The sequence below is a fragment of the Leptospira broomii serovar Hurstbridge str. 5399 genome (assembly GCF_000243715.2).
In the GTDB taxonomy this organism is placed as follows: Bacteria; Spirochaetota; Leptospiria; order Leptospirales; family Leptospiraceae; genus Leptospira_B; species Leptospira_B broomii.
Window position 1 is genome coordinate 578,334 of sequence record NZ_AHMO02000011.1, and the last position, 22,324, is coordinate 600,657.

Consider the following 22,324-nt stretch of genomic DNA (forward strand, 5'->3'; position numbering starts at 1 on the left):
ATACTTCATTTCGGACTGGAGACGAGAGGGATTTCAATTCGTTTATGCTCATTCTTTGCGCGAAAGACAAAGGTTCCCGTTCGGTTTGTCGTCGCTCCAAAAACCGTATCACTTCGCTTTTTTCCGACCGGGATCGGCTCTCCCATAAGCATAGATTCGTCGACATAGCTACTGCCTTCCTCGAGCACGCCGTCCACCGGAATTTTTTCACCGGGCTTAACCCGCATAGCATCTCCTACCTTAATCTCTTCTACTCGAATTTCTCTTTCGGATCCATCGGATAAGATCAAATTTGCCGTCTTAGGAGATAAGCCCAATAAGCTCCGAATCGCATCTCCGGTTCTTCTTTGAGCCCGGGCCTGAAGATATTCTCCCAATAACGCTAGGGACAATATCACTACTGCGGCTTCGAAATACGGACCGACTTTGCCGAGCATACGTGCGGAATCGGGAAATATTACCGGAAAGAAAATAGCCGTCACCGAAAAAAAAATACGCAGCGCTAACTCCGATCATAATCGGGCTATACATATTCAATTTTCTTGAAATAACTGAATTCACTCCTTTTTGAATCAGAAAGTATCCGGGACCGAAGTAAACGATAAAAGATAATACAAACTGAATCCAATCTCCCGCGCCGAACGTGATCCGGGATATTTCATGCGGAATAAACATTTCCGCCATTGCTATGAAAATGATGGGAATTGAAAGAAAGGAGGACAAAACCAATTTACGAAATAAATTACGAACGGCAAAATCATTCTCATCCATGTGCATCATTATCCGGAACAAATTCCATTCCGCAAATCGGACAATCCCCGGGATGATCCTGACGTATTTGCGGATGCATCGGGCAGACATATTCGCGCTTGTTAGAAACGGCAAACGTATCCGAAGCGCCGTCTATGCTGCGAGCCTTGGAGAATCTAGAAGAAGTGGCATCGAACTTAGCGGATTTTTCACGCTTAATTAAAGTCATGTTACAAATAGGACATCTTCCCGGAGAATTCTGGACAATTTGCTCGTGCATCGGACAAACAAATTCATATTCGGGTGTCTCTCTCAAGTTAGAATTCTCCGGCCCAATTTCACTACCCTGAGAAGAGTTACGAATCATTTTAGAATCTTTCATATCCATTCCTTCGACAAATCTAACGAAACATTTGCGAACGTATTCAATAGGATATTCGAAGCTGATAATTAATCCATTCAAATAATTAAACTATGTTTGACTATTATCAATCGCAAGGCGGCAAGGCGATAGCTTAAGTGGAATTCAAAAAGTAATGCAAAAACTCGACGAGTTCTACATAAAAGAAACGGAAAATATCTAATACAAGCGAATAAACTTTAACTTAAATCCTAAGGAGGATGCGTTCCCGATATCATTTCGCTCTTCGATATCTAACGTAAAAATGTCTCTCTTGTTTAAATCGTTAAAAAGGAAGTGAATTCGTATTTAATACGGAAATTTAATCAAATAGTTAAATTCTAAATACGGAATATTCCAGTTAACTCTCTTTTTTTGGGAGAATCGTCAACATTTATACAAAATACAAAGATTTAGATGTTGTCATGATGTCGAATACGGATAGTTCAGGAAGAACAAGATGCAATAATAGCTTTCAAATTATTCATTTCGATCGGTTTTACTAGATATGCTAGCGGCGAAATCTTCTCAGCACGGGCTCGAATACTCAAATCCGTATATCCCGTAATAAATATGATAGGAACATCGACCCTGGATCTCAATCGGGAAGCGGTTTCGATTCCATCCAACCCGCCTGCCAACATAATATCCATCAATACCAAATCCGGCGGATTTCGATCGGCGCTCGTTAATGCCTTTTCACCCGTGGTAACGTGTTCGAAAATGATAAATCCCGCCTTTTTCAATTCTCGTTCGATTAACATCGCGGTTAACAATTCGTCCTCAACTAGAAGAATACGCATCTGATTCTTCACTCTATACCCTCGCCTTATAAAGGTTGTCCGGAAATTCCAATAGAAAATTGAACCCTTTATCATTATTAATGACGACTCGACCTTGCATTTGCAATTCCCCAATACCGTAAATCAGTTTCAGACCTAGAGTGTATTGATTACGAAAATCGAAATCATCCGGGAAACCTATCCCGTTATCCGAATAGCGAAGTAGGAAATTTTGCAGCGAGTCCCCTTTCGCGAGAGAAATGTGAATGATTCCATTCCGATCCCCGGGAAACGCATATTTTAAGGAATTTGTAATTAGTTCGTTTAATATTAACCCGATCGGAATTATCGTATCGATTAAAAAGAATCGGTCTTCGATTTCAGTTTTTAGGGTCACTTTTCCTTTAGGGAGAGCAAAACTATCCACGACAAGAGAGAATAGTTGGTTTATATATTCGTTAACGGATATTCGGGATAAGTCCTGCGTGGCGTATAACATTTGATGAACCAGGGAAATCGCCTGAATTCTATCTTCCGTCTTCTTCACGACTAACTGAAGATCTTCGTTTGTCGGATAATCCGCGGCCTGGAGAACGATCATACTCCGAACTATCTGCAAGGTATTCTTAGTTCGATGATACAACTCGCGAATCAGAGTTTCCTTTTCCCGTAATGATTGTAGGATTTTTTCCTCGGCCAACTCATGTTCGAGTATCTTTTCCTGAAGTTTTACATTCGCTTCGGCCACCTGATCATAAGGGCGAATGACGGATGCTACAAACGTTCCTTTATATATTAGATAAAAGGCAAGTACTTTATAAATATGCCCTAATACATTATACTCGTCAAAAACGCTATGATAAACGGATAGGACCGATTCTCCGAAGATGCAAAGTATAAAAGCCGCCAGGTAATACAATATCTCCGATTCTCTCGTTAGTATCCATCGTCTCCAATAAGCGATCATCGACAAACACAGGATAAGAATGATGACATATTCCGATACTTTCTTAAATTGAGTCAAACCGACGCCTTCGACGAACGTAGCCGGCAGATACGAAGGGAAAAAAATAATAGCAACAAAGATCGTCCCCGTAAAGCAAATGCAAAACAAGAGTAGGTTCGATTTAGTCAGCCAAGGAAGACTCTTCTTTGAATAAATGAAAGCGCTTACGAGGAAGACGGAGGCGTTGAAAAACCTTGCGGCGATCCAAAATTGGGTGGACTTATTGGCGGAATTTGGGGTCACAAGATCGGACATGCCCGAATAGGCCAAAGTATGCATAAAATCCAAAACGCCGATCGCAAGAAATGAAGTTCCCAAAAAAAGGGCATGGTCATCCTTGCTACGTTCATACGTGAACCAGCATACTCCGAAAATCGACAGAGAAACAACTATACTAAAAAATTCCGTAATATTATGAAAAAGGAGATATGAAGAATGATCAATTTCAGAAGAAAGCGATTCATGCAACTGGACAATGATAGGAAACGGAATCGATGATAGAATCAAAACTCCTACTAACAACAGATACGGATTCTTCAATGGAGACAAAAGGATATCTTTATTCACAAGAGAATCCCCGGATGGCTAATCTTATCTTTTCCATTATAGAATATAATGAAAATATATGAGCATAATTTCCTTCGAATGATACGTTCCACTTCACCCTGCCCGAATTTTTCCCTTATCGCTTCTCAAAATTATTTCAAAATCGCAATATGCAAACGTAAAGAAATCCAACATACGAATTATATAAGACCGAAGCGCAAACGAATTACCACTAAAAACATGAGAGAATTTTTATCAATATTCGATTATGTTGTAAAATGCCCAGCTACTAAAATATTACGACTATTTGATAATTATCAAATAATCACAGGACTAACGAGACAATCGTCTCATATCGATTCGAGACGAGCGATACCGATATTATAGAGTATTCTTAAGCGAAAGTCCGTTTTCTTTTAAAGTCGATTTAATAACTGACATCGCATTCTCGCCGATCCCATGCAGTCGTAGAATTTCATCCTCCCGGAATTCAGCCAGCTGCTCTAAAGTTTTGATCCCTGCATTTTGTAATGCTCGCTGAGCCGGTTTTGCAATTTTTAGGAATAACAGATCGATTTGCATTCGAAAGTCTCAATAAACAAGAATTTCCGTAGAGCGGTAATTTAAACAACTACGCCGAAAATTTTTCCGACAAATGCGGCGATTCCCATAGCGAGAGTTCCCCCAAAAGAGACAAGAAGAATGTCCTTCAATATATTCAATAAACATTATGGATTATTCTCAGATTTTATCGCACAGCCTCGTGAATATAAATCGACGGACGCAGCGATAATATCCGATAAAGATGAAGGCGAAGATCTAAAGAGAGCTAGTGGTGTCAACAAGATTCCAAAAAATTCGTTGTTCCGTAAATCGTAACTACAGGAATTCATTAAACGCCCCGACTCAAAGACTCGAAAATGAATACTATAATTGACCTGATTATAGAATGGAAAAATAGATCCTGTCGCCGACGTAGCGATTAGATTTAAAATCCTTAGAATCGCCCTGGTCGTACCTCCCTCTTCCAAAATTACTTCCAATCTGGTTGACGTTCCATTCTGGAATATAAACCCGTTTTTTTCCAATCTCGATCGAATTTCAGGAATATAGCGCCCTTGATCCGACCAGGCTATAAACTGCAGACCTAACCCGTGCTTGACCGAACGATCCGGATTCGTATTTAAACTTCCGGAGTTTCGTAAGTCTCCGAAACCTACGCAAGCTATATCGCAAAAAGAAAGAAATATAAAGAGAGCTAGAACTTTACTCATCGTGCAATAAGTTATCTTGGGCGGCATCGAACAGAAATAATCGGGCAACTCTTGCCATATCATATCGTAAATATTTGGACTCGGAGGGTATTAATAGAAATAATGTTCCCCATCCCAAAACTGCCCAAGCATCGCTGTGATAAACGTACTCGTTTCGCAACTTTTCTCCTTTCCATACGAGAAAGGATATTTTTCTCTCTAAATTCAGTAGCACAGGGAAGAAAAGAAATGTATTGCTCGCGATAAAATTATTAATTGTGCTTAATAGAAATCGTCCGGGCCTATCGCTTAGCTGTCCCCCCATTTCCTTGTTACCGGGATACTTTTCCAATACCACTTGAACGTACCAACCGTCGGACCCTACTTCATTCTTAAATTTTCGAAATTGAGCGCTCGTTTCCAAAACTGAAATCATAGTCTCGCCCGCGAGAGTTCCTTCGATTTCCTCGGTTCGCCAATTGACCAGCTCAAAGGATACGGTTCCGAATTTATTCTTTCGGTAATCCGTAAGGTTCCTTGCATTTCGATCGGCACGAAAGATCGCACAGGAAAACAAAAGACAACCAAAAAGAGAAAGAAAGATCATCCGAAACTTATCGAATTTCAAAGTTTTATCTCAGTCCGAACTATTCTAAAAACTTTAACGGAATCCGGATAAGCTTGACTTAGGAGGAATCCTCCCGTTTCCGAACTAACATTCAAGTAGGAGCAAGCTCCATTATGCAATTCTGAATTTCCAGGAATAACTTTACTGATTTTAAGAGATTTAGCTTCCCTTAGAATCCTTGCAGATTCCAAGTCTTCGATCTCGAAGACCATACAACCGTGATAGGCAGGATTCTCATCGTTCGTGGTTGGAGTAACGATTAAATATGTTTTATTCCGGACGGCAATTAATTCGGGCGCGGAGAAACCGGTAAAAGAATTGCCGGCGATAAGAAGCCCCTCCGAGTCACGTCGATTATCAAGTAAAATGCCCGCGTAGTTCCAGTTTCCGTCTCGTCGACTCAGCAAAATTTGGCGACCGTTCCATGGCAAATTTCCATCCGCGCAAGATAGCGCTAGATATAAACTATTTTCCCTGATAAAAGCAGACGGTTCAGTGAAAGCCGCACAATCGCGTAGCTCCGAATGGATTTCGTTTAACCGAACTTGAGGAGTTCCTAGATATTGGTCTGCTGCAGAATCATAGTATTTTCCGGAAAATAATTTAATCTCCTTCGCGATAGCTAATTGTTCCGGGGATTCCGCCTGTTTAAAAGCTATCCAACCGTACTCGAATTTTCTTTCACCGTCGATCAGAGGATACCGGTGCCAAAATAATTTCCATCTTTCCGATCGAGGCGCGCTTGCGTCAAAGATTAGGGATGAAACCTCCTGGTTCCAAGTCATCGGTTTAGGCGATCGACCGAATAGCTTTAAACTCAATTTTTGACCCAGTTCATCTTCGGCTTCGTTTATCACAATGCCCGAATCGTTCCATGTTAGACCTTTATCGATGGAATAAGCCAATCGAGTGCTGACCGTATGAGGATGTTCGACAGGCCACCGATAGGAAGGATCAACCGCCGAATAACTCATGTAAATTTTGTTTAATTGACGATCCATGACGACGGAAGGATCGAAAATTCCGAAAGCTCCGACTCCTTTTATTTCCAGAAATTTTTCCGTCGATGCGGCTCTCCTTTCTATCGTCGAACAGGAATAAAGTAAGAAGAGAGAGAGCAGAGCGAAATAAAAGAAGATAATCGGAATTCTAATTTTCATACGATGGCGCCCGCCTGAAATAAACGGGCATAACTGTTGGAATTCTCAAAATCACAAAATCTCACTATCCTTCATCTCCGAAGAGAACCAAAGGCTCAATTAAAATTTTATACGAAAAAAAGTAGAAAATGTTAAGAGAATCGGTAAATAAGCAGTACCAACCTCTACCGATCCATGTAAGAAAAACGAATTAATTTTCGCTTGTTTTGATTGATTCATTTCGGATTCTAAAAATAGATTCATCAAAGGCCATATGTAAATGAGTAAATTGAAGATGCCTGTTAAGATAGGTGAAATTAGAAAAATTCTACCGCATCGTTTTCCTTTCTTAATGGTAGATAGAGTCATCGAATTAGAGGAAGATCGAATAGTAGCGATCAAAAACGTAACGGTCAACGAGCCCTTTTTTCAAGGACATTTTCCGGAAGTTCCATTAATGCCGGGCGTTATGCAGCTGGAAGCACTTACGCAAGCGGCGGGATTATTTCTGCCTCTGAGCGACCCTACTGTTTTCGGCGAAAATGGCGAAAAAATTGGAGTTTTCTCCAAAGTCAATAATTGCACGTTCGAATCCCCCGTTGTACCAGGGGACCAGTTGCGGTTGGAAGCTACTAAATTCCAGATTGAAAGAAATCAAAAAGGAGATCCAAAACGAGTGTCCGCGCACGCGGAGGCCTCGGTGGACGGAAAGGTCAGCTGTCGTTGCGATTTAGAATTTGCAATAATTCCGACAAAGCTAATCAATCGATAAAACTTTATAATATTCGATATTTTTAAAAAACCCTCCGAGGATATCCGTTCACGGGATTTTTACTCTTTATATTCCGACGGGAACATAAGCCTGAGATTCTAATTCCTATACTGGATTCTTGAAAAATTGTTCCAGGATGGTCTCCAATTTCTCCGGCGATAACGGCTTATTGATAAATAAGGAAATTTCTGAGAATTTCTGCGAACGTTCCTGATCGTCTGGATTTAAGGAAGTCGTAAGCATCAGAATGATGATCCTTTCCTTATCACTAGCGTTTAATTTCCGGTATTCTTCTAAAAATTCCCAGCCGTCCATTCTAGGCATTCGAATATCTAAAAAAATCAAATTGGGACTCCGATTTGATTTCAAAACATCGATAGCAAGAAGACCGTCGTGAGCTACATCCACTTGAACATCCAAGTCCAACTTTTTAATGGCTCTTTGATGAATAAAATTCGCCATCTCATCGTCGTCGACCAGAAGGATTCTTTCTAGACCCGCAATTTTTCTCATATCTCAATAGACTCCGGAATATAAAATATAAATTTACTTCCCACTCCTAGTTCCGACTCCACCCATATCTTACCTTTGTGCAATTCTATAATTTTCGCACAATGGGATAAGCCTATTCCAATTCCTTCATATTCTTCATCTCTATGTAATCTATAAAATAGCGAAAAGATTTTATCAAAATATCTACTGTCGATTCCGATTCCGTTATCCTGAACTGAAAATTCCCAGCCGTCATCGATCTTTCGAGCCTCTATACTAACTGTCGTCTTTAACGAGTTTCTGCCGTATTTGATCGCGTTACCGATGAGATTCTGAAACAATAATCTAAGCTCCAACGCATAGCACCGGATCGAAGGAAGAGCGGAGATATGTAATTCCACATTTCGTTTATCATTCGGAGAAATCAAGTCTTCAAGGACGGAGTGAACTAACCCGTTGCAATCAACCATCTCAAGCTTCCTTTTAACTCCGATCCGACTATAATCGAGAAGCGACTTAATAAGAACTTTCATCCTTTCAACGGACGCACCGATGGCTTTAAGAAAATATCTACTCTCTTCCGAAAAGTCCTTTTCAAAATCCTTTTCCAAAATCTCCAATAAACTACCGATCGTATTCAACGGTTGACGCAAATCATGCGAAGTGATATACGTAAACTGCTCCATCTCCTTGTTTTTCGCAATCAATTCCTCGTTATACCTTTTCAATATATCGGCAGACCTGCGCGCCTCCGTCATATCTCTAGTAACTTTGATAAACGCCACCACATCCCGATTATCGTCGTGAATCGCAGTAATCAGGATATTTCCATAAAACTTTGATCCATCTTTCCGAACTCGCCAGCCTTCGTGCCGAGCCTTGCCGTCTAGTCTGGCTTGTTCCAACAAATCTATAGGCAATCCATTTTGCAGCTCTTGCTTCGGATAAAAAATGCTAAAATTTTTTCCTATAATTTCTGTCGCCGAATATCCTTTAAGCTTCTCAGCTCCGATATTCCATGTTTGAATAAATCCATCCTGATCTAATATAATAACGGCGTAGTCTTCAATTTCATCGAATATATAGGAAAATCCGTGCTCAAAAATTCTCTTTGCTGTTGCTTCATTCATTATTCAAAAGCCTCGACTGAGAACTCCGATGTTCGATATCCGCTTTATTTATCTCCGAAAGGAAATTCCGTTTTTTCCCAAAAATCAAGTAAAAAAAGATATTAGTTTATTGTACGAGCTTTGTCCATTATAAATTCTAAGTATGTTAATATTATATATTCCTTTTTTAACTTAAAAGGGTGAACACTTAAGTCTCCCCTTTGGAAATAAATGTCGATTTCGCTTAACAGGAAGTATCATTTTATTATGTAATTCGTATTAATTTCAAGAACAAGCCGATATAATATATGAATGAAAATTCATAAATGAGTAAAAGAGAAAATACATTATCGCTTGAAGGGAGATAACCGATATTAGGTGAATCCGGATCGGAGGATGATTATCCGTGTGAAAACAGTAATTAGGTTCGGTCTTCTAATTCAATACTTGAACTATATCAGGCATGACATATACTGGCGAAAATCCGCCCCCTTTCGTACTAAAATTAGTCGTTTGACCCCGATACAAACGGGAAGCGAATAGCAATATTTCATTCCTATAGATATATGCTCTTAAATCCATTTTCATTCCAATTTTCGTTCCGGATATCGAAGTAGTCCGAACCGAAGGAGGAATTAATTCTTGATAAATGTAATCGCCATTTAGGATTTCATTATATTTCCCTTTGGTCAGCTTGCCGCCGCAATAGGCCGCCTTGCTTCCAAAGCCCTCCTCCGGTTTAAAAAAAATTGACTTTCTTTTATTCCAAATTTCGACCGACTTGTCCGGATTGACGAAACTAGTTTTCGGTATAGATCTTTCCAGAATTTCCAAAGAATGCTCGTCCAATCCCGCCGACTTAAGAAATGTAGAATCCGATAGAAATACGAGATTTGATTTCCTTGCGAATAGATCGTAATCCATTGGATTCGGAGTAAGAACAACCTCTCCGTTACTCCAAGCGGAATGCAAATGGGCGCATTCAGGAGAGAATAGATGAAAATCCGTAAGTCTATTATAGATAAGATCGATTTTTTGATCCTCGAAATAAAGATTCCCGTTCCTTCTTTCGATTTGCTCGGGGGATAGAATTATGCATTTGATTCCTTTCGATTGAAACAAATCTCGAAACAAAAGAAATTCTGAATATAAAAACTGAGCTTGAGGATTATTATCAACGATAGCGACTACCTTCGGCAAACCGGAATGACCGTTTGCCGACCATTCTTCAATAAAAATGGAAAAGAAAGTATCTTTCAGTCCTTTAAGTTCGTTGAGATTCGGTAACGCTAGGTCGACCGCCTTACAGCAACGAATCTGTGCCGTCATTAGCTTGAATTGCAGGAATGCTCCGCCGGCATTCGTATTAATTTCAATCAGCTTTGGTCCGTCGGAAGTTCTATGGAAATCCAGACTTAAAAAGACTCCACCTTCGCTGTTGCGGCGTGTTATCTCTCTAGGATACGACTTTAAGAATTCGTTCCTAATCGAAGGAAGCTGCAAGGCGGATCGAATCGAGTGCAGAATGTCCTTCATTCTTTCTACTTCCGATAAGTTTATAAACGAAGGTGTCTCCGAAAAAAATTGGTTTGCGGGAATCGGGCTATGAACGGCTTTCAAAGGACCTTCATTCAACTTATCGATATCCAACGAAGAGCAGGAACATGTATCATTCAGAACATCGGCAATCCTTTCGTCGCATATAGTCGAATCATTCACGTTTTAACCTCGGTTCGTTAATAATCTTAAAGACGACGAGCGATTTCCTCAAATCGTCCTGCAAATTTTCTCTACTGACTGAAAAATCCTCAATCATATCTTTGACTGTCAGAGCCGCAGTAAAAACTTTTATATGCCGGAAAATCATGGCTTGAGATAAATTAATCCCTTCGAGCGAATCTCCGCAAATAATTAAACTCCTTCCCAAGACCGGCCTCAAAATAGCGATTCCTGTGGAGCAATCCAGAAAATTTAAGTTTAGATGGAATATTACTTTTGGGAGGCGACGGAGAATAAATTTCGAATACCGCCCGCGTCCCGTACTTCGGTAAATCCTTCCTCTTTCAAAATTGTTTTTGCCCTTGCACTTCTACCGCCTGACTGACAGTACAATATAATTTTTCCTTGCTTCGGTCCTAACTCACCCAAATGCGAGTGCAGATCATTGATGGGAATATTGATCGCTCCCGGATAATGTTCGACTGCGAATTCCTGGGGAGTTCTTACATCGACGACGAGTGCCCCTTGCTCCAGCCAATTCGGAATTTCACGTCCCTCATCGTTTTTCCCGCAACCTATTTGCATAGTAGTTAACAGGACTATCACGCTTAGAAATAATTTATCGTTATTCATAGATACCGCCGTAGTTTTAAATTACCTAACTCAAAGGAGGCAAGTCAAGTTACAACTTCAATCTTAGAACCAGGGACTTTAGAATAAGGCACTGCAAAAATCATCCGATATCGTCTATTTTTTTCCGAATACCTAGTTTTTCTGTCTGCGTCTTGGCTAACGAATAAGCTTTTTGAAAATTCAATTTCGCTTTTCGGTCATCGACAGTTTTATAAAGTTCTCCTAATAGAACGAAGTAAAAATGATTATTTTCCAGCTTTAACTTCTCCGCCTCGACGATGGCTTCATCTCTTCCATTCGCTTTGTACAAGGCGAATGTCCGATTCAATGCTACGCTCGGAGAATAATTTACCATAAGAAGCTGATTATACAATTGAAGAATATCTTTCCATTTCTCCTCCGTGTCTTCCTTTATACAATGCCAATAAGCGATTTTCGCCTCTAAATGATACGAGCTTATCTCGTCTCCTTGGGCGGAAATATTCAAAAAATGAATTCCTTGATTTACCAACGCCTTATCCCATAATTCCTCGTTTTGCAGCTCGTATAGAACGAGAGGGTTTTCGTCGGTTTGTCTTGCACCGAATCTAGACGCATGAAAACACATTAGGGAAAGCAATGCATTCGTCCTAGGTCGATTCGTTCTCTCATACTCGGAGAGCATAACGCCGAGGCGCAGAGCTTCCAAACAAAAGTCCTTTCGCAGAATTCGATTTTGAGTTTTTGAATAATATCCTTCGTTGAAAAGAAGATAAATAATGTGTAGAACATTATCGAGCCGGTCGGCTATCTCATTTTCCTGCGGGAGCTCCATTTTTACTTTTTCAATCCGTAATTTTTCTTTTGCCCTAAACAACCTTTTATTGATCGTTTCCTTATTCGATAAAAATGCTTCTGCGATTTCATCTATACCGAAACCGCATAAAATACGCAGCGCCAATCCGATTTGAGCCTCGCTTGCAATAGCAGGATTGCAAATGGCAAAAAGCATCTGAAGCTGACTATCCTTGATGTTTTGTTCGGAGAAATTTAAATCGGCGGCTTCGGAATTCCGTTCCTGCCTTAAGGTTAATTCGGGAATTATTTTTCTTTCGAAAGTCTTACTTCTTCTGAAATGATGAAGAGTTTTTCGTTTTGCGACGACGTAAAGCCATGCCGTCGGATTGCCTGGAATGCCTTTAATTCTCCAGGTTTCCGATGCCAATAAGAACGTTTCGCTTACGATATCTTCGGCTAATTCTATGTGTTGTAATCCGAAACGTTTACTAATAACGGCAACCATTTTGGAAAATTCCTTCTGGAATAATTGCTTTAATGATTCGGATTCTTTTTCCATATTAAACGGCAAAGCTCTCTTCTTCCGGAAGAAAGCTTTGCCCACCTTAACGTAAATTGATCAAAGAACTGGTCGAATTTCCACGCTACCTTCGGCGTCTAACGCAGGACAACCGTGAGCCAATGTCGTAGCCTCCTCCAACGTATCAGCCTTAACGATGATAAAGCTGCCCAAGCGCTCTCTGATTTCCACGAAAGGACCGTCGGTAATAACCCCTCCGGCCTTCAGAACTTTTCCTTCCATCGATAGGCGGGGACCGTTATTCGCCAATTTTCCCTGTGCCGCTATGCCTCCGACCCAGTCTTGCCATTTTTTGGACAATGCCTGCATCTCTTGAGGCGACGCATTACTGTAATCATAGTTAGGTTGCCTGAATAATAGCATAAAATCTTTCATCGATTCTTCTCCTAATAATTTTTGTTAAACTTACGGAACAAAACGAACTTAAAGCTAGATTGAATCTCTACTTTATCAACGCTGCATGCTGACCGACCTGATATGTTCCGGCCGGCGTACGAAACGCAATATTAATGCGATTAAAACTGTTAATCGTTATAATCGATAAAGTTAGATCAATCAGTTCTTCCTCCGAAAATTGTTTTCTAGCTTGTTCAAAAACTTCGTCAGGAACGCGTGTTTCCTTGATTTCAGTGATTGCCTCCGCCCATGCTAGCGCTGCGCGTTCCCGATCCGAGTAAAAAGGAGTTTCCCGCCAAGCTTCCAACATATAAAGACGCTGTTCCGTTTCTCCCTTTGCGCGCAGGTCCTTCGAATGCATATCGAGGCAATAAGCACAACCGTTGATTTGCGACACTCTAAAATTTATTAAATCCAGGAGTGATTTCTCTACGATCGATTTCGCCAAGTACGTGCCTAAACCGAATAGAGGTTTCATTGCGTTACCACCTTTCTCATAAACGTTAATTCTCTGTTTCACCTTGGTTCTCCTAAGATCATCCTTACATCCAACCGGTTTTCCATTGACGGTAAGAAAGTAAAACCATGGAAAGAATGACGATCGGCGTAATGATCGCTCCGAAGCTATCGCCGGAAAACGAATGCGATGCCGCTGCTCCAAGAAGGTTAAACGAATACCCTGCATAAGCCCATTCTTTTAAGATCCGGAACCTATTCTGTAAAATGAAAATCCCGCCTAAAAGTTTTGCTACTCCCAGAATTTTGCAGACGTAAATTGGATACCCCAGGTGAACGATGCCTTCCACATTATAGGAAACTCCTGCAAGTAGCATGACCGCGGCCATCAACATCGTTACCACGAAGGATAGCGTTATCACCCAGTAGATCCATTTAGCGGTTTTTATCCATTTTGCCTTCTTTTCCGATTCCGAGAGTACGGCCTCTTCCTTCCCTTGGATCGAATTTATAGGATTTGCCATTTCATTTCTCCTTCAAATAATTTGTGAATGGTTTGAACTATAATCGAATAAGGATTGAGAATGTCGAAATTGGACAGCGTCGGGGAAAAATTTTCGGTAAATCCTGCCTTTTTCGAATAGACTCCCTGCCTGAAATTCGGGCATTTTAACTCGATTTCAGATCGAACTAGCTACATTGACACACTATGAAAATTGAGAAATACATACCGAGCGATCTCTTAAAACCGTTCGTTCAAACGTATCTCGTTATCGAGAGCGATAACGGAATGCAGAATAGAATTCTTCCAAGCTCCTCGGTCGTATTGTCTTTTCGTATTAAAGGAAGAGTTTCTTCCTTAGAGGAATTCGGCGAAAATTCGATTCCACTTTTAGGAATTTCAGGAATTAGAAGATTTCCCAGATTGATTCGCTACTCGCCGGGGGCTGCCGCGCTACTTGTGATTTTCAAAGAAGGAGGTGCAACCGCTTTCTTTAAAGAACCCATGCATGAAATCTTTGGAATGAATCTATCTTTGGATAATCTTACGGACCGAATCAAAATTCTGGAGACGGAGGAGAAACTATTCGAAGCGAATAATCACCGGCAAAGAATTTCGCTTATAGAAAGATTTTTGTTATCGGAATTGAAAGGAATCCGACCGGACATGCTGGTGTTAGAAACGATTCGAAAGATACGCGCTGCAAAAGGAGATCTTCGTATCGGAGAGTTGCTAAAAGGACTACCTATCAGTAGGGATTCCTACGAAAAGAAATTTAGGAGAATTATCGGAACCACACCTAAGCAGTTTTCGGAGATTGTACGAATGCGAAATCTGATCGATCAATATTCCCCGAATATAAGTCTGACCGAAACTGCGTATCAAGCGGGCTATTATGATCAGGCGCATTTTATCAAGGAATTCAAATCCTTTACCGGATTAACTCCAAAAGAATTTTTCAAATCTAAATATTGGTAATATATAAAATTATAATATATTACTATTCTTAATAATAATCATAATCACGATGCCCCCGTCGGCCTTATCCCATATCGTCGGATTCGGCGATCAGATCCCCCAATCTATCGAACTTCCCTCCCCGCAATGCACGCAAATCGGCAATCCAATGACTAGCGGCAGAAAATTCGGAAGGTTCGATTTGACAGATTCGTCCCCTGTCGATTTTTTTCATACGCACTAACCCGCTCTCTTCCAAAAATTGCAAATGTTGAGCTACCGCAGCTATGGAGATTTTGAGCGGCTTTACAAAATCCGAAGCAGACCCGGTTTCTCGATGATCTCTCTTCAGCTCGAAATCGTCGATTGTAAACTCCCCCTTCGACAAACCGGAGTTACTTTTTTTGCGATCAGCGAATGTGGTAAATTACTGATTTTTTACAATTTTTACCTTCGCTTTTAACGTATGCTGAACTTATACGGAGGTGATGGTATGCAGAAGATTTTAATCGACCGATTTATAGTTCCAAAAACGTCAAAAGAGGAATTCTTGGAGCGAGTTCGGATAAACCGGAGTTTTATTAAAACGATACCCGGATTCGTGAGCGATTCCGTTTATATACGAGAAGAGGAGGGAAATCGTTTTTACTTTGTCACGTTTGCAATTTGGGAAAGCCAAGAGGCACTCGAAACCGCAAAGAAAGCAGTGCTCGCGGAATATCAAAAGCAGGGATTCGTTCTGAATGCAATGTCGAATCGGATAGGGATTTCCTTCGAACGAGGAATCTTTGAAGAGGCAACTTCTAGTAAGTTTCAGGAGGTAAGCGCATGACAGGTTTCGTAAAAAATCAGACTCTCGAAGAATCGATGCCTTGGACAAGCGGCGGAATTTTGCGAATATTCTGGTCGGGTTTAGCTACGTCCGTTGGTACGGTAGTAGTCTCCACAATCGCAGTCGAGCTCGTGCCTCACGCTCGTGGGATCTCATTCTTTTCCGAACTTAGATACGCTGTCCTTGCGCCGGTCAGTATTTTGATCACAATTGCAGCTGCTTTTTTGTATGCCTCACTCTCCGGACGAATCGAACGAGCACGGTCCATATTCGCGATCATTCTATTAGTACTTTTCTTGTTCATTTTCCTGGGATTAGAATTGCTAGGAGTAGCCGGACTTGGCGCGGCCGCAATTCCTGCTTTATTTTTGGTCTTGCTTACCATAGTCTTACTTGTTCCTAGACTTGTCGATCACCCGATACGCTCACCTATCGGTATCGCAGCCGTCCTAATAATCGGAGTGTTAGAAATAGTCGGCATCGCGACTGCACTTTCAAGCGAACGAGCAAAGCCGAAGAATATCCGGGATCTCGCTATGGAGATCCCGCGCACAATCTTCGATGTAGATCATAAGTTTATGGATCTCTCAAGCGGAGCTCGCATCCATTACGTGGATGAAGGCAATGGAGAAACATTACTCTTTCTGCATGGGAACCCGTCGTGGTCGTTCCAGTGGAGAACACTTATCCAAGGTCTTCGTGGTTCATACCGATGTATAGCGCTCGATTATCCCGGTTTCGGACTATCGACTGCCCCGCCTGAATTCGGTTTCACACCACTTGAGCAAAGTCTTATTATCGAAGAGTTCGTCGATCGCTTAGGGATACGAAACGTAACCTTGGTCATGCAGGATTGGGGAGGTCCATTCGGACTTGGATTTGCAGAAAGGCGTCCAAAGCTTATTCGTAACGTGATTCTCGGAAGCACTTGGGCCTGGAAAACCGATACAAGTACTTCAAGGGGCCGATTCTCAGTCATTGCAGGCGGACCTGTCGGTGAATTCGTTCAAATGAATTTTAACGGATTCACTTCTCTCGCTATCAAGAACGGTGTCGTTCGCGAACTTTCTCCCGCCGTAATCGATGCATATCTGAGTCCGTATCGACCTCTCAATCGCCGCGGTATTGCCGCTTTCTATCCCGGACAAATCGTCGCTGCCACCGATTATTTCACAAAAATCGAGACCGAACTTCCTCGTTTAGCGGACAAGAAGGCGCTCATCTTTTGGGCCCTCCAAGATCGAGGGTTCCCGAGAGAGGATCTGATCAAATTCCAAAAAGCCTTTCCCAGACACAAAACGATCGAACTTCCGAACGCGAATCATTTCTTTTTCGAAGACTCCGCCGAATTAATGATCGAAGAAATGCGAACCTTCCTCTCTCGGGAAAGGAAACGATAAGTGAAATAGACTAACCTCAATTAGGTGCAAATTTCAATTAACTCTAAGTTGAGAATCGGAACCGATCCGAAACGTATTATTCGAATGTGATCGATCGCCAAAAAGAAGAAGATCGACGGTCAAGTTTTCTTCTTTTTAGCCTTGGCGATATTTTCTTTTACTCTATATTTCACGATCCTACTAATCAGCTTTAACGGTAGAGGATTATCTAACGGAAATTGGACCGCTCCTTTGGAGGTTTTATATCGTGATAATTCCGATTGAAATGATTTTATGCCGCTGGAAGTCGGATAAAATCCGATATGGTTTTTATATGCGGCAAAATATACGAGGTTGCCGTTTAGTTCGAAGGCCGGCATTCGATAACTGATTTTTTCAACTGCAGTCGGTGCGGAATTTATAATAGTAGAGCGCAGATCTTCGAGAAGTTTCCGGACTTCGGGAGAAGAATTTTCGATATACTCGTCTATATTCTTAAAGCTTGGTCCTTTAATTTTCATTTCATTACCTTCCCCCATTCATATTTGCATTTGAGTGATTAGCCCTTTATTAAGGCATCGCGCAAACCATCCAATTAATTCAATAAATATAAAATTCAAGTATTATAATATATTAAAAATTAGATCTAACTTCATTACTTAAATACGATTATCATTGTTTGTTCGAGACTAGGAACTAAAAGACCTACGTTTTTTTCGGATCCATCCCGATTCAACGCGATTGCATTTCCGAAGTTTTGCCCGAAAGGAACTGTCAAGACTGAAGTAGCTATTCCGCCTGCACTTAAATTTTGGTTTCCCGGGCCGGACACTCCCGTGCTTTTGAAGTAGAATACCGTGCCGGCTCCTGTCGAGGCGCTAACTAAGAGATCGGACATTCCGTCCCCTGTTATATCTTGAAGAGCCGTAAAAATTCCGAAATTTAAGCCGGCCCCGGAACCGGTTAAAACGGAAGAAGCAGTTCCGCCCGAACTTAAATCTACATTGGAAAATCCGATCGAGCCCGGGCTTCGAAAGAGGTATGCATTTCCATAACCTGCCGACGCAAGATACGCACCTACAAATAGATCGGAATAACCGTCACCATTCGTATCTCCGGTAGAAACGGAAGAACCAAACGAACAATTTGTACCGCCGGTGCAAGTAGCTAAAGCGGGTCCGATTAATGTAGCATTCGGAACCGAGGAATAGGGAGTGACCGATCCGCAATTCGAGTTAAAAACAAAAACAATTCCTTGATTAGTGTTAAACGTATTTCCTCCGACTCCCAAGTCGGCGCAAGAGTCTCCGTTAAAATCCGCGAGGACAAAAGAACTTCCGAAGTTGCAGCCGGTTCCGGCAGTGCAGCCAGGCGCAGGAGAGGTAGGACCTAGCAAATATTGCTGTGGAGCGCCAGGAATGGCGCCGGAATTGGAAACGAAAATATAAAGTCTTCCCTGTTGAGCGTTATAGGTAGGCGCAGAAACTACAAGATCCGTATAACCATCAGCGTTAATATCTCCCACCGCGGATTGAAGACCGAAATCGTCATTGCCCCCGAAGTTATACGTTATATCGGCAGAGGTTACGGATAGATCTTTAGAAGGAACGCCGGCAGTTCCTAGACTGTAGATAACGTATCCAAGGCCACCTGACCAAGGACTGGTTAAGATTGCGTCGTCGTAGCCGTCATTATTGAGATCGCCTCCCATTACAAAAGAGCCTAATCTATCCCCGCTCGCATGCCCTTTAATGAGACTATTATAAGTGCCCCCCGTGTTTATATTCTGACTAGTAACGCCGCTTTGCCCGGAGCTATGAAAAATGTAAACGTAACCGAATGTACTGAATCCGGGAGCTGCCTGGCTTCCGACTACGATATCCGCATAACCGTCCCCATTAAAATCACCTACGCCGATTCTATCTCCGAAGTATGAGCCACCGGCAAGACCGTCTGTCAGAATCGAATCGGGAGAACTGGAAGGTAATCCTGTGTTCCCGTGCGCCAAAAATACCAAGCCATAACCTTGAACGGCATTACTCGGAACGGCAGTAATGACTACGTCCGAAAATCCGTCCCCATCGGTGTCGTGATTGATTCCTTTAATAACCGTGAAGACTATAGGAGGTGTCCGATTTCCGCTCCCATCTGCCGCGATTACGGAAATCGTGTGCTTAGTACCTACATTCCAATGGGTTCCAGTAACTGCCTGGGCAGGAAGTTGGTATCTCCAATTCAAGCCGTTGATCAAAGCGTTGGAATACGGTCCACCGTCTAAAGAAACGGATACGGATGCCATTCCCAAACGAATTTGACCAACCAAGAATCCGGTTTGAAGAATAGAATGATTCGCAATATTTGAGACCGTGACCGAGGGGCTAAATGCAAATAGAGCCAAAAGTAATTCATTTATATCGGACTTAGGGCAACGAAAACTCGGAACTTGAACCCAACACTCAACGGTAGGAAGAAACATCGGATTCGACCAGCAATTTAAGCTGAACCCGCTGGTAACTATTAGATAGAAAGCATTGATAAACAATCGATTAAAATATCGTTTAACCACAAATCCAACCTTCTAAACATGAATAGCATTTAGGAACGATTGAAAGAAATAAGAGAAAAAGGCCAAGAAAAAATAATTTCCGAGCTGAATAACTTGCTAATTTAGTCCGTTCTAATTTATTTTCAGCATAAATATCTTTCATGCATATTAGTATTCGCTCTTCGGATAAGCCGCTGTAACCGATTTTCCTTGCTTCTTCCGTTCCTTCCCGATCGAAACCGTTAAAAATAATTTCAAGAATAGTTCCAAATTTATAACTGGAATCGATGAGTAAGATCGGCTCTTTGAATACCCATTACTTTTTACGCGGGAGCATAACCGAATAATTAGAAAAACCATATATTTTGATCGTATATTTTATAAACAAACAATTCGGGCATCGCGAAGCAATACGATCATTTATCCCCATTCGAGAACCGTCATATAATTGAGACTTCATATCCTATTTTTTTTACAGTATAAAGTCCGAAAACGGCGAGCCATCTTACGAAAGCTGTTTTATAATGCTATTAGAATGTTAGATGCAAATATTTGCTGCCAAGCCATGTCGACTCATGATACAAGATTCGACGGAATTTTCTTCGTAGCAGTCAAAAGCACAATGATATACTGTCGCCCCGTTTGTCGGGTAAAATTACCGCTTCGAAAGAACTGTTCTTTTTATCCGAGCGCTGCGGCGGCCGAAGTCGCCGGATACCGTCCTTGCTTACGCTGCCGTCCGGAACTTGCGCCTGGATATTCTCCGATGGAGGCGGTTAGTAGATTGGCTTCTCAGGCATTGCAAATGATTGACGAAGGAGCATTGAACAAAGGTTCAATCGAAGATCTCGCAGATGATTTCGGCGTTACATCCCGCCATTTGAGACGAGTTATAAAACTTAAATTCGGAGTATCTCCGATTGAACTAGCGCAAACGCAACGATTACTCCTTGCGAAACGTCTATTAACGGATACGAATCTTCGAATTACCGAAATAGCGTTTACGAGCGGATTCTCGAGCCTAAGGAGATTCAACACTCTTTTCAAGAGCCGGTATCGAATGGTTCCGGGTCAATTCAGGAAAGCATATCGTCCTACAACAAAGAATTCAGATAAAATCGATTGCGATCTTAGCTTCCGCCCTCCTTTCGACTGGAACTCTATTATCGGTTTTTTAGGTCAACGAATTCTGGCCGGCGTAGAAGAGATTCAGGATGAAAAGTATCTAAGAACCGTCTCCATTGACGGTGTCACCGGTATTATTTCGGTTTCGCCCGTTAACGGAAAAAATCTTTTACGAGCACGGATAAGCTCTTCGCTCCTCCCGGCTTTAATCCCGATACTATCAAGTCTCCGAAGATTATTCGATCTCAATGCGGAACCGATTTCGATCGCACATCATTTAGGTAAATTGTCCGCAAAGAATCCCGGACTTCGTGTCCCCGGCTCTTTTGATCCTTTCGAAGTGGGTATTAGGGCAATCCTCGGACAGCAAATCAGCGTCAAAGCGGCTACCACTATCGCAGCTCGTTTCGTGAGAATCTTTGGTCTTACTATTGAGACCGGCATTACGGGATTAACATATTTGACTCCGACTCCGGAGCGCGTAGCGAATTCCAACGTTAAGAGAATCGCAACCTTGGGTTTACCTGCAAAACGGGCCGAAACGATTCTCGCATTTTCGAAAGCAGTCGCCGAAAAGAAACTGAATCTTAAACCGGATACTAATTTCGAAAAGCAGATCGAGGAATTGACGAGTTTACCTGGAATCGGCGATTGGACCGCCCAATACATCGCGATGCGTGTCTTCGGCTGGCCTGATTCGTTTCCGCATACGGATTTAGGAATTTATAAAGCGCTCGGCGTAAATAATCCGAGTAACGTATTAAAGATAGCGGAGAATTGGCGACCGTGGCGATCCTATGCAACGATGCATCTATGGAAATCTTTGGAGGAGAAGATATGATATACTACGCAAAAATAGGATCACCGATCGGCGAACTTCTTATCATATCGAATGAAACGAACATCACACGCATTTGTATGAATAAGCAAAAATACGGCGCCGAAATCGCAGCGGATTGGATCGAGCATCCCGATCTCGAACCGATATCGCTCGCATCCGAACAGCTCACAGCATACTTTGCCGGACGCCTAAAAAAATTCGATTTACCGCTTACTATGATAGGAACTCCTTTTCAGAAACGAGTATGGACGGAGCTTGTGAAGATACCTTTCGGAAGAGTTATTTCCTATGGAGAATTGGCCCGTCGGATCGATAATCCGAACGCTTCCCGCGCCGTCGGCCTTGCCAACGGTAAAAACCCGATGGCAATTGTCGTCCCATGTCACCGAGTTATCGGATCGAACGGAAATCTCACCGGATACGGAGGCGGGATACCTAATAAACAGTACTTACTTGAACTGGAACGAAGTCTCGAACAAGGCAATATAAAATCTGACAAGAATTGCGAAGGGGAATTATGGATCTGGTCTGGGCAGAACGAACTACCTTTGAAATATAATTGATAAGAGACTGAAATAGTTCGAAAAAATGAAACACAGAAGTAATCGACTCTCGGAAAAATTCGCTTGAATCTAGGACCGAACAATACAAGAAGGCGCGGCATCCTTTTTACTTAAAATAGAAACCGATCAAGTAAAATAATTT

The 22,324-nt window shown here is 41.8% G+C and carries 25 protein-coding genes; 6 read left to right on the forward strand and 19 right to left on the reverse strand.

Annotated features, from left to right (window positions below):
* Positions 1-5 precede the first annotated feature (5 nt).
* From LEP1GSC050_RS21185 to LEP1GSC050_RS20045, 8 genes are all read right to left on the reverse strand, one after another.
* The gene (locus tag LEP1GSC050_RS21185; protein ID WP_232225848.1) at positions 6-437 is read right to left on the reverse strand and encodes an HAD-IC family P-type ATPase; all 432 of its coding nucleotides are present in this window, start codon (positions 435-437) and stop codon (positions 6-8) included.
* 326 nt (positions 438-763) lie between these two features.
* Positions 764-1,132, reverse strand: coding sequence for a heavy metal-binding domain-containing protein (locus tag LEP1GSC050_RS21190; protein WP_010570139.1), 369 nt, complete (start codon positions 1,130-1,132; stop codon positions 764-766).
* A gap of 464 nt (positions 1,133-1,596) precedes the next feature.
* The gene (locus LEP1GSC050_RS20020; RefSeq protein ID WP_020987916.1) at positions 1,597-1,965 is read right to left on the reverse strand and encodes a response regulator; all 369 of its coding nucleotides are present in this window, start codon (positions 1,963-1,965) and stop codon (positions 1,597-1,599) included.
* A gap of 1 nt (position 1,966) precedes the next feature.
* Positions 1,967-3,505 (reverse strand): MASE3 domain-containing protein, encoded by a 1,539-nt coding sequence (locus LEP1GSC050_RS20025; protein WP_010570141.1) that lies wholly within the window; start codon positions 3,503-3,505, stop codon positions 1,967-1,969.
* Positions 3,506-3,865: 360 nt separating this feature from the next.
* A complete protein-coding gene (locus LEP1GSC050_RS20030; RefSeq protein ID WP_010570142.1) occupies positions 3,866-4,066 on the reverse strand; it encodes a DNA-directed RNA polymerase subunit alpha C-terminal domain-containing protein in 201 nt (66 codons plus the stop codon).
* A gap of 146 nt (positions 4,067-4,212) precedes the next feature.
* Positions 4,213-4,758 (reverse strand): hypothetical protein, encoded by a 546-nt coding sequence (locus LEP1GSC050_RS20035; protein ID WP_010570143.1) that lies wholly within the window; start codon positions 4,756-4,758, stop codon positions 4,213-4,215.
* Positions 4,751-5,365 (reverse strand): hypothetical protein, encoded by a 615-nt coding sequence (locus LEP1GSC050_RS20040; RefSeq protein ID WP_010570144.1) that lies wholly within the window; start codon positions 5,363-5,365, stop codon positions 4,751-4,753. Before LEP1GSC050_RS20040 ends, LEP1GSC050_RS20035 begins: the two co-directional genes overlap by 8 nt.
* Positions 5,362-6,525 (reverse strand): sialidase family protein, encoded by a 1,164-nt coding sequence (locus LEP1GSC050_RS20045; RefSeq protein ID WP_010570145.1) that lies wholly within the window; start codon positions 6,523-6,525, stop codon positions 5,362-5,364. The genes LEP1GSC050_RS20040 and LEP1GSC050_RS20045 overlap by 4 nt, the downstream gene beginning before the upstream one ends.
* Positions 6,526-6,784: 259 nt before the next feature.
* On the opposite strand from LEP1GSC050_RS20045, the gene fabZ reads away from it, so the two are divergent.
* Positions 6,785-7,276 (forward strand): 3-hydroxyacyl-ACP dehydratase FabZ, encoded by a 492-nt coding sequence (gene fabZ / locus LEP1GSC050_RS20050; RefSeq protein ID WP_020987939.1) that lies wholly within the window; start codon positions 6,785-6,787, stop codon positions 7,274-7,276.
* Positions 7,277-7,381: 105 nt separating this feature from the next.
* On the opposite strand, the gene LEP1GSC050_RS20055 is transcribed toward fabZ, so the two are convergent.
* The 8 genes from LEP1GSC050_RS20055 to LEP1GSC050_RS20095 form a co-directional block, all read right to left on the reverse strand.
* Entirely contained in the window at positions 7,382-7,789 is a 408-nt protein-coding gene (locus tag LEP1GSC050_RS20055) for a response regulator (RefSeq protein ID WP_010570147.1), read from the reverse strand.
* A complete protein-coding gene (locus LEP1GSC050_RS20060; protein WP_010570148.1) occupies positions 7,786-8,898 on the reverse strand; it encodes a sensor histidine kinase in 1,113 nt (370 codons plus the stop codon). The genes LEP1GSC050_RS20055 and LEP1GSC050_RS20060 overlap by 4 nt, the downstream gene beginning before the upstream one ends.
* A 414-nt stretch (positions 8,899-9,312) precedes the next feature.
* On the reverse strand, positions 9,313-10,596 hold the full coding sequence (locus LEP1GSC050_RS20065; RefSeq protein WP_010570149.1) for a hypothetical protein: 1,284 nt from the start codon (positions 10,594-10,596) through the stop codon (positions 9,313-9,315).
* A 270-nt stretch (positions 10,597-10,866) separates the two neighbouring features.
* A complete protein-coding gene (locus LEP1GSC050_RS20075; protein WP_010570151.1) occupies positions 10,867-11,229 on the reverse strand; it encodes a rhodanese-like domain-containing protein in 363 nt (120 codons plus the stop codon).
* A 100-nt stretch (positions 11,230-11,329) separates the two neighbouring features.
* Entirely contained in the window at positions 11,330-12,565 is a 1,236-nt protein-coding gene (locus tag LEP1GSC050_RS20080; RefSeq protein ID WP_010570152.1) for an RNA polymerase sigma factor, read from the reverse strand.
* Positions 12,566-12,625: 60 nt separating this feature from the next.
* Positions 12,626-12,961, reverse strand: a complete 336-nt coding sequence (locus tag LEP1GSC050_RS20085) for a YciI family protein (RefSeq protein ID WP_010570153.1) — start codon at positions 12,959-12,961, stop codon at positions 12,626-12,628.
* 67 nt (positions 12,962-13,028) lie between these two features.
* Positions 13,029-13,502 carry a carboxymuconolactone decarboxylase family protein gene (locus tag LEP1GSC050_RS20090; protein WP_010570154.1) on the reverse strand — a complete coding sequence of 158 codons (474 nt, stop codon included), beginning with the start codon at positions 13,500-13,502 and terminating at the stop codon, positions 13,029-13,031.
* A 22-nt stretch (positions 13,503-13,524) separates the two neighbouring features.
* A complete protein-coding gene (locus LEP1GSC050_RS20095; protein ID WP_010570155.1) occupies positions 13,525-13,962 on the reverse strand; it encodes a DoxX family protein in 438 nt (145 codons plus the stop codon).
* Between the two features lie 185 nt (positions 13,963-14,147).
* Between LEP1GSC050_RS20095 and LEP1GSC050_RS20100 the strand changes: the two genes are divergently transcribed.
* A complete protein-coding gene (locus LEP1GSC050_RS20100) occupies positions 14,148-14,918 on the forward strand; it encodes a helix-turn-helix transcriptional regulator (RefSeq protein ID WP_010570156.1) in 771 nt (256 codons plus the stop codon).
* A gap of 64 nt (positions 14,919-14,982) precedes the next feature.
* Here LEP1GSC050_RS20100 and LEP1GSC050_RS20105 read toward each other — a convergent pair whose 3' ends face one another.
* Positions 14,983-15,285, reverse strand: a complete 303-nt coding sequence (locus LEP1GSC050_RS20105) for an ArsR/SmtB family transcription factor (protein WP_010570157.1) — start codon at positions 15,283-15,285, stop codon at positions 14,983-14,985.
* Positions 15,286-15,390: 105 nt separating this feature from the next.
* On the opposite strand from LEP1GSC050_RS20105, the gene LEP1GSC050_RS20110 reads away from it, so the two are divergent.
* Positions 15,391-15,729 (forward strand): antibiotic biosynthesis monooxygenase family protein, encoded by a 339-nt coding sequence (locus tag LEP1GSC050_RS20110; RefSeq protein ID WP_010570158.1) that lies wholly within the window; start codon positions 15,391-15,393, stop codon positions 15,727-15,729.
* Complete coding sequence (locus tag LEP1GSC050_RS20115; protein ID WP_010570159.1) at positions 15,726-17,129, forward strand: alpha/beta fold hydrolase; 1,404 nt, start codon at positions 15,726-15,728, stop codon at positions 17,127-17,129. The genes LEP1GSC050_RS20110 and LEP1GSC050_RS20115 overlap by 4 nt, the downstream gene beginning before the upstream one ends.
* 119 nt (positions 17,130-17,248) lie before the next feature.
* On the opposite strand, the gene LEP1GSC050_RS20120 is transcribed toward LEP1GSC050_RS20115, so the two are convergent.
* Together LEP1GSC050_RS20120 and LEP1GSC050_RS20125 are read right to left on the reverse strand one after the other, a co-directional pair.
* Positions 17,249-17,629: an iron chaperone gene (locus tag LEP1GSC050_RS20120; RefSeq protein ID WP_010570160.1), complete on the reverse strand. Its 381-nt coding sequence runs from the start codon at positions 17,627-17,629 to the stop codon at positions 17,249-17,251.
* Positions 17,630-17,763: 134 nt separating this feature from the next.
* The gene (locus LEP1GSC050_RS20125; RefSeq protein ID WP_010570161.1) at positions 17,764-19,674 is read right to left on the reverse strand and encodes an FG-GAP-like repeat-containing protein; all 1,911 of its coding nucleotides are present in this window, start codon (positions 19,672-19,674) and stop codon (positions 17,764-17,766) included.
* A gap of 514 nt (positions 19,675-20,188) precedes the next feature.
* Here LEP1GSC050_RS20125 and alkA point away from each other — a divergent pair.
* Complete coding sequence (alkA, locus tag LEP1GSC050_RS20135) at positions 20,189-21,619, forward strand: DNA-3-methyladenine glycosylase 2 (RefSeq protein WP_010570163.1); 1,431 nt, start codon at positions 20,189-20,191, stop codon at positions 21,617-21,619.
* A complete protein-coding gene (locus LEP1GSC050_RS20140; protein ID WP_010570164.1) occupies positions 21,616-22,182 on the forward strand; it encodes a methylated-DNA--[protein]-cysteine S-methyltransferase in 567 nt (188 codons plus the stop codon). The genes alkA and LEP1GSC050_RS20140 overlap by 4 nt, the downstream gene beginning before the upstream one ends.
* The last annotated feature ends 142 nt before the right edge of the window (positions 22,183-22,324 follow it).

Excerpts from the sequence above, each read along its gene's own strand:
- LEP1GSC050_RS20035 (WP_010570143.1), bottom strand. The coding sequence starts at position 4,758 with ATGAGTAAAGTTCTAGCTCTCTTTATATTTCTTTCTTTTTGCGATATA.
- LEP1GSC050_RS20115 (WP_010570159.1), top strand. The coding sequence starts at position 15,726 with ATGACAGGTTTCGTAAAAAATCAGACTCTCGAAGAATCGATGCCTTGG.
- LEP1GSC050_RS20055 (WP_010570147.1), bottom strand. The coding sequence starts at position 7,789 with ATGAGAAAAATTGCGGGTCTAGAAAGAATCCTTCTGGTCGACGACGAT.
- LEP1GSC050_RS20095 (WP_010570155.1), bottom strand. The coding sequence starts at position 13,962 with ATGGCAAATCCTATAAATTCGATCCAAGGGAAGGAAGAGGCCGTACTC.
- fabZ (WP_020987939.1), top strand. The coding sequence starts at position 6,785 with ATGAGTAAATTGAAGATGCCTGTTAAGATAGGTGAAATTAGAAAAATT.
- LEP1GSC050_RS20045 (WP_010570145.1), bottom strand. The coding sequence starts at position 6,525 with ATGAAAATTAGAATTCCGATTATCTTCTTTTATTTCGCTCTGCTCTCT.
- LEP1GSC050_RS20030 (WP_010570142.1), bottom strand. The coding sequence starts at position 4,066 with ATGCAAATCGATCTGTTATTCCTAAAAATTGCAAAACCGGCTCAGCGA.
- LEP1GSC050_RS20100 (WP_010570156.1), top strand. The coding sequence starts at position 14,148 with ATGAAAATTGAGAAATACATACCGAGCGATCTCTTAAAACCGTTCGTT.
- LEP1GSC050_RS20075 (WP_010570151.1), bottom strand. The coding sequence starts at position 11,229 with ATGAATAACGATAAATTATTTCTAAGCGTGATAGTCCTGTTAACTACT.
- LEP1GSC050_RS20060 (WP_010570148.1), bottom strand. The coding sequence starts at position 8,898 with ATGAATGAAGCAACAGCAAAGAGAATTTTTGAGCACGGATTTTCCTAT.
- LEP1GSC050_RS20120 (WP_010570160.1), bottom strand. The coding sequence starts at position 17,629 with ATGAAAATTAAAGGACCAAGCTTTAAGAATATAGACGAGTATATCGAA.
- LEP1GSC050_RS20085 (WP_010570153.1), bottom strand. The coding sequence starts at position 12,961 with ATGAAAGATTTTATGCTATTATTCAGGCAACCTAACTATGATTACAGT.
- LEP1GSC050_RS20110 (WP_010570158.1), top strand. The coding sequence starts at position 15,391 with ATGCAGAAGATTTTAATCGACCGATTTATAGTTCCAAAAACGTCAAAA.
- alkA (WP_010570163.1), top strand. The coding sequence starts at position 20,189 with ATGTTAGATGCAAATATTTGCTGCCAAGCCATGTCGACTCATGATACA.
- LEP1GSC050_RS21190 (WP_010570139.1), bottom strand. The coding sequence starts at position 1,132 with ATGAAAGATTCTAAAATGATTCGTAACTCTTCTCAGGGTAGTGAAATT.
- LEP1GSC050_RS20080 (WP_010570152.1), bottom strand. The coding sequence starts at position 12,565 with ATGGAAAAAGAATCCGAATCATTAAAGCAATTATTCCAGAAGGAATTT.
- LEP1GSC050_RS21185 (WP_232225848.1), bottom strand. The coding sequence starts at position 437 with ATGCTCGGCAAAGTCGGTCCGTATTTCGAAGCCGCAGTAGTGATATTG.
- LEP1GSC050_RS20140 (WP_010570164.1), top strand. The coding sequence starts at position 21,616 with ATGATATACTACGCAAAAATAGGATCACCGATCGGCGAACTTCTTATC.